The sequence below is a fragment of the Phycicoccus mangrovi genome, from assembly GCF_018729305.1.
Taxonomy (GTDB): Bacteria; Actinomycetota; Actinomycetes; order Actinomycetales; family Dermatophilaceae; genus Phycicoccus; species Phycicoccus jejuensis.
Map to the genome: position 1 here is coordinate 75,615 of NZ_JAHHWP010000025.1, position 9,664 is coordinate 85,278.

At 75.2% G+C, this 9,664-nt stretch carries 8 protein-coding genes; 2 read left to right on the forward strand and 6 right to left on the reverse strand.

Annotated elements, in window-relative coordinates:
• Window positions 1-58: 58 nt before the first annotated feature.
• From KMZ30_RS22545 to KMZ30_RS19900, 4 genes are all read right to left on the reverse strand, one after another.
• The gene (locus tag KMZ30_RS22545) at window positions 59-805 is read right to left on the reverse strand and encodes a class F sortase (protein WP_308279741.1); all 747 of its coding nucleotides are present in this window, start codon (window positions 803-805) and stop codon (window positions 59-61) included.
• Window positions 802-1,770, reverse strand: coding sequence for a DUF4397 domain-containing protein (locus KMZ30_RS19890; RefSeq protein WP_215512936.1), 969 nt, complete (start codon window positions 1,768-1,770; stop codon window positions 802-804). Before KMZ30_RS19890 ends, KMZ30_RS22545 begins: the two co-directional genes overlap by 4 nt.
• A gap of 71 nt (window positions 1,771-1,841) precedes the next feature.
• Entirely contained in the window at window positions 1,842-3,317 is a 1,476-nt protein-coding gene (locus tag KMZ30_RS19895) for a hypothetical protein (protein WP_215512937.1), read from the reverse strand.
• 283 nt (window positions 3,318-3,600) lie between these two features.
• Window positions 3,601-5,280, reverse strand: coding sequence for a phospholipase D family protein (locus KMZ30_RS19900; RefSeq protein ID WP_215512938.1), 1,680 nt, complete (start codon window positions 5,278-5,280; stop codon window positions 3,601-3,603).
• Between the two features lie 46 nt (window positions 5,281-5,326).
• Between KMZ30_RS19900 and KMZ30_RS19905 the strand changes: the two genes are divergently transcribed.
• Both KMZ30_RS19905 and KMZ30_RS22550 read left to right on the forward strand, forming a co-directional pair.
• On the forward strand, window positions 5,327-6,082 hold the full coding sequence (locus tag KMZ30_RS19905) for a response regulator transcription factor (protein WP_443678501.1): 756 nt from the start codon (window positions 5,327-5,329) through the stop codon (window positions 6,080-6,082).
• A 2-nt stretch (window positions 6,083-6,084) separates the two neighbouring features.
• Entirely contained in the window at window positions 6,085-7,305 is a 1,221-nt protein-coding gene (locus tag KMZ30_RS22550; RefSeq protein ID WP_215512939.1) for a sensor histidine kinase, read from the forward strand.
• Between the two features lie 226 nt (window positions 7,306-7,531).
• Here KMZ30_RS22550 and KMZ30_RS19915 read toward each other — a convergent pair whose 3' ends face one another.
• Window positions 7,532-7,765 carry a hypothetical protein gene (locus KMZ30_RS19915; RefSeq protein WP_215512940.1) on the reverse strand — a complete coding sequence of 78 codons (234 nt, stop codon included), beginning with the start codon at window positions 7,763-7,765 and terminating at the stop codon, window positions 7,532-7,534.
• A 10-nt stretch (window positions 7,766-7,775) separates the two neighbouring features.
• Window positions 7,776-8,975, reverse strand: coding sequence for a pyrophosphate--fructose-6-phosphate 1-phosphotransferase (locus KMZ30_RS19920; RefSeq protein WP_215512941.1), 1,200 nt, complete (start codon window positions 8,973-8,975; stop codon window positions 7,776-7,778).
• Between the last annotated feature and the right edge of the window lie 689 nt (window positions 8,976-9,664).

A 9,664-nucleotide genomic window follows, 5' to 3' on the forward strand; every position in this document is an offset into this window, starting at 1 on the left:
CCATGATCCCCCATGGGGCGGACCGGGCCGAATCGCGGCACGCCCCGCGCCGACCGGGTCAGGAGGCGAAGACGACGGTGTTGTCGGTGTAGTGGCCGGTGACGGGGTCGATCTCGCCGCTGCACGTGACCAACCGCAGGACCGGACCCGGCTGCGGCCCGTAGACCGCGTCCGTCGGGAAGTCGTCCTTGGCCACCTGCACCGACGAGCGCACCGTGAAGGTCACGACGTCACCGTCGCGCTGGACGACCTCGACCTCGTCCCCCGGCCGCAGCTCCCGCAGCCGGACGAACACCGCGGGGCCGGTGTGCGTGTCGACGTGGCCGGCGATGACGGCGGGGCCGCGCTGCCCGGGCGCGGCCGCCGCCGTGAGCCACCCGGCGAGCGCGGGGTCGCGCGGCACCTCCATCGTCCCGTCCGGGGCGATGCCGAGGTCGACGAGGCGCGAGTCGACGCCGATGGCGGGGATGCGCACCCGGGCCGGGCGGTCACCGGGCGCGGCGGCGCTCCCGGTCGCACGAGCCGGCAGGGACGCGTCGTTGGGGCCACGCCGGGTGACGGCGACCGAGTCCGGCACGTCGGGGCTCGGCCACGCCTCCGGCGCGAGCTGGGCGAACCCGCCGGGTCCGGCGACCGTGGCCCGCGCCGTCGGTGAGGGGCTGACCGCCGGGACCGACCCGGCGACGACCGGGCCGGGGAGGCGGGCGGGCTCGTCACGGGTCGCGGCGACCGCCGCCACCGCCAGGCCGCCCGCGGCGGCCAGGGCCGCGCCGGCGGTCAGGAGGCGACTCGCCGCCGGGGTCACCAGACCGGCCCCGGGCGCGGACGACGGCGCCGCCCGACGATCGTCAGCAGGAGGAAGATGCTCGTGCTGAGGGCGCCGACGGTCAGGCCGCCGCGCACGGCCGCGTCGCCGGGCCGGCTCGCCGTGCCGCCGAACCCGGTCTGCACGCCGTCGACCGGGGCGGTACTCGCCCCCATCGCGTCCGAGACCGGCTTGAGCACGACCCCGCCGTTGCCGTCGCCGAGGACGAAGACGGTGTAGGTGCCGCCGCGGGCGACGTCGACGGTGGCGTCGATCGGGGTGAGGTCGGCGGTCCCGCCGGTGGTCGTCAGCGTGAGGTCCCACGACCCGACGGGCACCGTGCGGTAGGGGGTGGGCTGCCCGTAGGCGGCGTCCTGCGCGATGACCGGTCCGCCGTCCGCGCGCACCGAGAGCGCCGAGACCTCGGGCAGGGCGGGGACGAGGCGCACCCGGGCCGATCCCGAGTAAGCGCCGGACGGGCGGTCGGTGATGGTCTCGACGCGGGGGTCCTTCTTCGTCCCGCCGAGGGCGGCGAGGGTGACGGCCTCGCCGGCGCGGGCCTCGAAGGTGCCGGTGAGGACCGGGGGGCCGTCGGTGCCCGACCCCGCTGGGCGGATCGTCACGGCGTACACCCCGGCCGGCACCTGCCGGTAGTCCCCGATGCCGCCGTAGCCGACGGCGGGCTCGAGCACGCGGGTCTGACCCTCCGCGACCGCCTCCGGGACGGAGCCGGTCGGCACGTCGGCGAGCGCGCTGCCCGCGAACGGCACGAGGCGGATCGTCATCGTGCCCACGCCCGGGACGAGGTGCGCCGCCCGGACCCAGGCCGTCGACGCCGCCGCCGGCAGGCCGTGCGGGGCGGCGGAGGCGCCGGGTGCGGTCGCGGCGAGCGCGAGGACCGCCACCACCGCGGCGAGCATCAGGCTGACCGGGCCCCGGAGGCGACCCGCAGGGTGTCGAGACATGGTGGTCCTCTCGGGTCGGCGCCACCCCGGGGTGGGGCGGCCGCGCAGCGGCGGGGCAGGTCGGTGCGGTCTCACGCGTCCTCCAGCGGGAAGGTCAGCAGGAGCATCGGCACGGCGCCGGAGGCCGTGCGCTCGTAGTCGACGAGCGGGTGGAACTCGGCGCGCTGGGCGTCGAGGACGGCGAGGAGGTCGGTGGTCGCGGGCGTGCCGCGGTCGACCGGCCCCCCGTCGAGACCACTGATCCGGACGGAGCGCAGCAGCCCCGTGTCCGCGGCGTCGGCGGGCGGGAAGGCGTCGACCTCGACCGTCTGGGTCCCTGCGACGGTTGCGAGGGTGGCGAGGACCCGGGGGTCGACGCGCCCGGCCTCGAGGTCGGCCCGTGCCGCGCTGCTCAGGCGCAGCGCCGGGTTGGTCGCGAGCTGCGCCCCCGCCCGGGCGAGGCCGGGGTCGGCGGTCGGCGTGGACGTGGGCGGGGCGGGCTCGGGGTCGACCGTGGGCGAGGCCGGTCCCGTCGCGAGGGGCGTGACGCTCGGTGCGGGGGCCGGCGCCACCGGGTCGGCCGGGTCGGCCGGCGCCACCGGGTCGGCCGGGTCGCCCGGGACCGGCCCGGCCACGATCGTCAGGCCCGGGTGGGTCAGCCGCTGGGCCCAGGCGGGGACGACCGCCACGGCGGCGGCCAGTGCCGTGACGGCGGCGACGGCGAGCACGGGGCGCCGCACGTCGCGGCGCCAGAGGCGGGTGGGGCGGTAGCGGAGAAACCCGTCGACGACGCAGAGCGTGAGGACGACGACGACGGTGGCGGCCGCGACTAGCACGGCCGGGGAGTCGTTGCCCGCGGCCACCGCGGCCGCGAGCAGCACCGCTGCGGTGAGGGCGAGGGGACGGCCCCGGCGCAGCACGAGCCCGGCGGCGACGACGAGCACGCCGAGGAGGGCGGCGAGCCATCCGACGGACAGCGGGTCGGGGTCGACCGGTCCGACGACACCGGGCAGGCGCAGGCCGATGCCGAGGGCGGCGCCGGCCGTGGCGAGCAGCGCCGTGACCCGCAGCGCCGTCGTCCGGGGGGTGGCTGCGGGCGCCCGGTCGGCGGCCCGGCCGAGCGCGAGGGCCGGGCCGGCGAGGCCGACGAGGAGCGCGGGGGCGAGGACGACCGCACCCGCGAGCGCGAGCACGCCGACGACGAGGCCGGGCCCGGACACCGTCCCGGCCGCGAGGGCGGCGAGCCCGGCGAGGAGGAGCAGGCACGCCGTGACCCCGGCGAGGTCACCGGTGGCGGCCACGTCCGGGACGGGTGGGCAGACCGGCACGAGGACGGCGGCCGCGGCGGCCGCCCAGCGGGGCAGGTCGAGACGTCGCGCGAGGACCCACGCCGCGACGCACAGCAGGAGGACCAGGGCGGTCGCGAGGTCGTCGCGGACCTCGCCCCGCGCGGGCGGCGCGACCTCCCGGGCGACCGCGGCGAGGAGGAGCACGGGGGCGAGCAGCAGCACGTCGTGGGCCGCTCCGGCGCGCGCGTCGTCGACCATCCCGGCCTCCCTCCCGCGCACGGGGAACGGCAGGGTAGGGCGGATGGCCGTGGCGCCCCTGCCGCGCCGTACCACGAGGACCGTAACCCCGCGACCCGGGCGAGGGGAAGACCCCGGAGCCGGCGGATTCGCAGGTCAGGAGGGCCCTCCCGGGCGCCGGGTCGCAGCCGTGCGCCCACACCGCACGTGCGGGCTCGTCGCGGGCGACGTGACCAGCCAGCAGCGACAACCCCGCACGTGCGGGGTCATCGCGGTCCGGGAGTGGCCCGGAGGGGCCTGCTCCGTGCGCCGCCGACCCCGGGGGTCAGTCCTGCTCGAGGCCGTTCGTCAGGCCGAGGGTGCCGTTGGGGTCGAAGACGTCGTAGAGGCGGGGCGCCACGAGTTCCTGCCAGCGACCCAGCTCGGGCGGCCCGATGCGCCGCAGCCGCCCCGGCGGCCGGGGCACACCCGCGGCGCCGAGCGCGGGCCGGCCCCGCCGGCGCCAGCGGACCGCGGTGCCCTTGAGGGGTGCCTTGGGCCGCGGGACGTGCACCCGGCCGCGGGACGGACCGCCGTCGCCGTACCAGGCGTCGAGGGCGTCGGCGGTGCGACCCATCAGCTCCCAGACCTCCGTCGGGTCGTCCGGGACCTCGTCGGCGGGGAGGCCGACGTGCTCGCCGACGAGCTCGCGCCGCAGCCGCCGGACGAACGCGTCGCGGGGCGCGCCGTCGTCCCCGCGCGGCCGGTCGTCCTGGACCGCGAGCGACAGCTCGGAGTCGTTGGTCCACGAGCGACGGTTGAAGTTGTCGGACCCGACGCTGGCCCACACGTCGTCGACGATGCACACCTTGGAGTGCACGTAGACGGGGTAGCCGGTCGGGCTCGTCAGGCCGTAGAGCGCGACCCGGTCGGGCGCGGCCTCGAGGAGCAGGTCCATGGCCAGCCGCCGACCGTACAGCTGGGCGGCGAGCGAGAGGGCGCCGTCCATGTCCGGGACGATCGGGATGACCGCCACCAGGTGGAGGTCGGGCTGCTCGCGCAGCGCCTCGCCGAAGTGCCGCCCCACCTCCTCCGACCAGAGGTACTGGTCCTCGAGGTAGACCAGGCGTCGGGCGGAGCGGACCGCCTTCGCGTTGCCCCGCGCGATGCTCCGCTCCCCCTCGGGGGCGAAGTCGAAGCCCTTCGCGATGAGCTCGGGGTAGGTCCGCAGCACCTGGACCGCCTCGTGGCCGCCCTCGACCGGCGGCGGGGGCGGGGCCTGCTCGGGCAGCGGGCGGGGGTCGAGGTCCTCGCCCTGCAGGCGGCTCGAGGCGAAGCGTCCCGGGTTGCTCGTCAGCGGGGTCGAGTCCTCCCACCGCTCGCGGAACGTCGTCTCGACGTCGTGGACGGCGGGCCCGGTGAGCGCCGCGTGCACGTCGTGCCAGGCCGGGCGCGGCCCGAACACCTGCGGCATCGCGATCGGCTGGGGGTCCCCGTCGTGGTCCGCGGTGTCGCGACGGCTGTGGCACAGGTCGATGCCGCCGACGTAGGCGATGTCGCGCGCGGGGTCGTCGGCGTGCCGCAGCACGACGACCTTCTGGTGGTGCGAGCCGCCGGGCGCGACGCGCATGTCGCGCAGGCACTGACCGCCGGCCTCGTTGACCTCGATGCCGAGCAGCCGCGACTTCTCCGAGTGGAAGCCGAACCGGCGCCAGTGCGAGCGCCAGAGGAGGCCGCGGACCGTGACCCCGCGGCGGGCCGCGGCGGTCAGCGTGGCGCTGAGCGTCGAGCCCGGGTCGTCGGTGAGCCGCTCGTCCGGGTCGCCGCGCCAGTCGGCGAACAGGAGCAGGTCGCCGGGGCCGAGCGCCGAGATGCGCTCGTGGAGCTCGGCGAAGTACGCGGCCCCGTGGGCGATCGGTCGCACGTGGTTGCCGGTGCTCCAGGCGACGTCGTCGGGATGGCGGGCATCGACCCGGGTGTGCGGGTTGCCACGCTCCTGCGGCAGGAGGAAGACGTCGGAGAGCATCGGGCCCATCCTGTCGGACCGCGACCCTCCGCGGGAGGGGAGGGCCGTGGTCCGCGTCACGGACGCGGCGATCGGCGCAGGTCGGCGCCCCTACGATGCCCTCATGGCCGGGTTGCGGGTGGTGCTCGCCGAGGACAACGCGCTGCTGCGTCGGGGCCTCGCCGCGCTGCTCACCGAGCACGACGACGTCGCGTCCGTCGTCGAGACCGGCGACCTCGACGAGCTGCTCGCCGCGGTGGCCCGCGAGCGACCGGACGCCGTGCTCACCGACATCCGGATGCCGCCGACGCACACCGACGAGGGCATCCGGGCGGCCGCCGCGTTCCGCTCCACGGCACCGGACCTCGGCGTCGTCGTCCTCTCGCAGCACGCCGATGCCGACGGCGCGCTGTCGCTCGTCTCGGGAGGCAGCCGCGGCCGCGCGTACCTGCTCAAGGAGCGGGTCTCCGACGTCGACCAGCTCGTCGCCGCACTCACCGCCGTCCGACGCGGCGAGAGCGTCATCGACCCCCACGTCGTCGACGCGCTGATGCAGCACCGGATGCGCTTCGAGGGACCGGTCGCCCGGCTCACCGTGCGCGAGCGGGAGGTGCTCGGCCTCATCGCGACCGGCGCGTCGAACTCCGCCATCGCCGCCCGGCTGCACGTCACCTCGCGCGCCGTCGAGAAGCACATCAACTCGATCTTCAGCAAGCTCGACCTCCCCGAGGGCGAGGCCCTCCACCGGCGGGTCAAGGCGGTGCTCCTCTACCTCGCCGAGAGCGGCGCGGCCGGGACGGGCACGCGGCCGGCGAGGCGCTGACCGTGGGGCGGGTGCGGCTGCCCGGATGGGTCCGCGGGCCGGCGCCGGACGGCTCGACCGAGGCCCGGGTGCGGGCCTACCTCGTCCTCAACCTCGGGGCCATCTGGCTCTCGGTCCTGTTCCTCACGGTCCTCGACCGGGCCATCGGGACGTCGGCCTCGTTGCGGCAGAACATCGTCGCGCTCGTCCTGGCCGGGTTCTCGTACGGCGTCGCGCTCGTGCTCGCCCGGCGCGGTCACCTCCGGGGCGCCGCCGCGACGGCGCTCGTCGCGACGTGGCTCGTGGCCTTCTCGCTCGCGTGGGCCACGCCCTTCACGACACCGGTGGCCCTGCTCGTGCTCCACGTCCCCTCGCTCATCCTCACCGACGCGCTGGGGCTGCGCCTACGGACCGCCCTGCTCACCGCGACGATCGGGCTGACCGGGGCGCTCGTCGCGCTCGGCGAGTGGCGGCGCGCGGCGTGGCTGGCCGACCACCCGGACCTGCCGATGACGCCGCTGCTCGTCGGGTTCTTCACCGTCGTCGTCGCGGCCGTGCTCGTCCTCGGCATCCGGGACGCGGTGCTCCGGCTGGCCCGCAGCCGCGACGAGCTCGAGGACTCCCGGGCGCGCCTGGCCGGGGCGTCGATCGAGGCCCGCCGAGAGATCGAGCGCGACCTGCACGACGGCGCGCAGCAGCGCCTCACCACGCTCGCCGTCGACCTCGGCCGCCTCGGCCGCGCCGTGGAGCGGGACCCGGAGCAGGCCCGCGCCCTCGTCGCGGGCCTCCAGGAGCAGCTCGCCGAGGCGATCCGCGAGCTGCGCGACCTCGCGCACGGCATCTACCCGCCGCTGCTCGCCGAGCGCGGCCTCGCCGGGGCACTCCCCGCGGCGGCGCGTCGCACGACGCTGCCCTGCACCGTCGAGGTCGACCTGCGCGGGGGGCGACCCGCCCCGGAGGTCGAGGCGGCCGTCTACTTCTGCTGTCTCGAGGCGATGCAGAACGCCGACCGGCACTCCGGCGGGTCGCTCATCTCGGTGACCGTCGACGACGAGCGCGGGCTGCACTTCTCGGTGTCCGACGACGGGTGCGGCTTCGACGCCGTGGCGCGGGCCGACGCGAGCGGCATCACGGGGATGCGGGACCGGATCCAGTCCGCCGGAGGGCGGCTGGAGGTGTACTCGGTGCCGGAGGTCGGCAGCTCGGTCGTCGGCGTCTTCCCGCCCCGGTCGCTGCCGCACTGACCGACGGGCCGCGTGGGTGGTGCCAGCACCACCCACGAGCCGGGGGTCGACGCTACCGACAGCGGGGCCGGGATGCGCGAAAGTGAGCGCGTGGCCGTCGCAGGGGACGGCGCACGCACATCACACGGGCGAGCGCATGCGCCCCGGTGACGCCTGGTGGGCCCACGGACCGCTGTCCGTGGGCCCACCCGCGCGTCGGACGGTCCCGCGGCCGCTCCCGCGCCGGTCAGATCGCCAGCAGCGCGATGACGACGGCGAAGACCAGCGGGACGCCGAAGACGACGTCGAGGACGTGGAAGGGCACCCAGTGCAGGTGCGTCACCTTCCAGCCGTAGTCGGCGTCCGGCCACTCCGGCGGCACCCAGCGCCGGGCGCGGTAGAGCCGCTGGCCGAGGAGGAGGGCGGCGTAGATCGCGACGGCCACCCACCAGCCGTCGACGAGCCCCGTCGTCTCCCTCATCGCCCTCCGCTCACGCCTGCCCGAGCGACCCGAGGAGCTCGGTGAACCACGGCACGGTCGGGTCGAACGCCTTGCCGCCCCGGATCCGCGGGAACTCGACCGGACGCAGCTCGTCGCCGCGCTCCTCGTCGTGGCCGATGACGCCGGCCTCGCCGCGCAGCGCCGCGTCGACCGCGAGGTCCGTGCACTCCTTGATGAGCGCGAGGTCGCGGTCGTTCGCGGGCGCCGAGCGCGAGAAGTAGCCGGACTTCTGGACCATCGTCTTCTCGGCGCCGAGCACCTCCGCGAACTGCTTGGCGAACCAGGCACCCGGGTTGACCTTGTCGAGCTGCACGTGGCCGAACGGGTCGCGCGGGACCTCCTGGCCGCTCGCCTCGAGCTGCGCGACGACCTCCTCGACGCCCGCCCCCTCGGACAGGAAGATGTTGACGCAGCCGACCTCGTCCATGACCGTGCGCAGGCGGGCGCCCTCGGCCTCGATGTCGATGTGGCGCTCGGGCACGAAGACGGCGTGGACGTCCCAGGCGCGCGGGTCGTTGCCGATGCCCGGCACGAACTCCTGCTCACCGACCCAGCGGTGGTACTCGGCGGCCGTGGCGGCGGTCAGCCAGCCGCAGTGCCGGCCCATCACCTCGTGGACGATGAGCATCCGCGGGTTCGAGGAGTGCTCGGCGATGATGTTCTGCGCGAACCGGCTTCCCTGCTCGGCCGCCGTCCACGCGCCGAGCGACTGGCGGATCGGGACGACGTCGTTGTCGATCGTCTTCGGCAGGCCGACGACGGTCAGCTCGTAGCCGTTCTCGTGGAGGTACGCGGCGAGGTCGGCGGCGGTCGTGTTGGTGTCGTCGCCACCGATGGTGTGCAGGACGTCGACACCGTCGGCGGTCAGGCGCTCGGCCGCGACGTGCAGCGGGTCCTGGCCCTCCTGGACGAGGCCGCGGCGCACGCAGTCGGCGACGTTGGTCAGCTTGACCCGGCTGTTGCCGATCGGGCTGCCGCCGAAGCGGTGCAGGAGGTGCGCCTTCTCGCGGACCTCGGGCGTGACCTCGACGTACTCGCCCTTGAGCAGGCCGGTGTAGCCCCCCGTGTAGGCGATGATCCGCACGTCGGGCGCGACCTCGGTGTACCGCTCGATGAGGCCGCCGACGGCCGACGAGAGGCACGGGGCCAGGCCACCGGCGGTGAGCATGGCGACGGTGCGGACGGTCATGGTGCGGGCTCCTTCGATGGCTGACGGTGCGGCTGCGGCCATTCTGGCAACACCGGGGGTGCTCGTGTGGCGGCGGTCACCATCGGGGACGGCGCAGGGGGACCACAGGAACCTCCCTTAAAACTACGCAGCACCAGGGGACGCTCCTCGATAGTTCAGCAATCCGTCCCGGACGGACACGGCGTGGTGGCGCTTAGACCGCCCTTACGACCCCTGTTTGTCCTGTGCGGCATCGTTAAGACGGAGGCTGTATCGCCGGTAGGCAATCCAGAGAGACAGGCCAACCCACACGGCGTTTGATAGCGCAACAATATTGAGGAACACCCAGATGGGGTCGTGGATCAACAGTACGCTGGACTCCCAACGGGCATGCCGCATCACGGTCAAGAGCCCACTCGTCGATTCGTCTTGAGCGCGCGAAAGACTTACCAGCCAAAAGAGCGCCGAAAGAGCTGTCAGCAGGCTGATTGAATTGTGCACGAAGGTAGCAATCGATCCATACGCGACACCGGCACGCCGCATCGTCGCGAGCGACAACGCTAGCGCTGGACCAGCGACTAGGTGTACTCGGCCGGGACGTTGGTGACGCGTAGGCGTTGACGACGAGGAGAACCTCCGGGTGAGGTGTGGATTGTCTAGGTCCTACACCGCCCGGAGGTTCTCGTGGCCCACGCTAACGCTCGTCTGAA

Coding starts and splice junctions, on each gene's coding strand:
- KMZ30_RS19890 (WP_215512936.1), bottom strand. CDS start 1,770: ATGTCTCGACACCCTGCGGGTCGCCTCCGGGGCCCGGTCAGCCTGATG.
- KMZ30_RS19900 (WP_215512938.1), bottom strand. CDS start 5,280: ATGCTCTCCGACGTCTTCCTCCTGCCGCAGGAGCGTGGCAACCCGCAC.
- KMZ30_RS19915 (WP_215512940.1), bottom strand. CDS start 7,765: ATGAGGGAGACGACGGGGCTCGTCGACGGCTGGTGGGTGGCCGTCGCG.
- KMZ30_RS19920 (WP_215512941.1), bottom strand. CDS start 8,975: ATGACCGTCCGCACCGTCGCCATGCTCACCGCCGGTGGCCTGGCCCCG.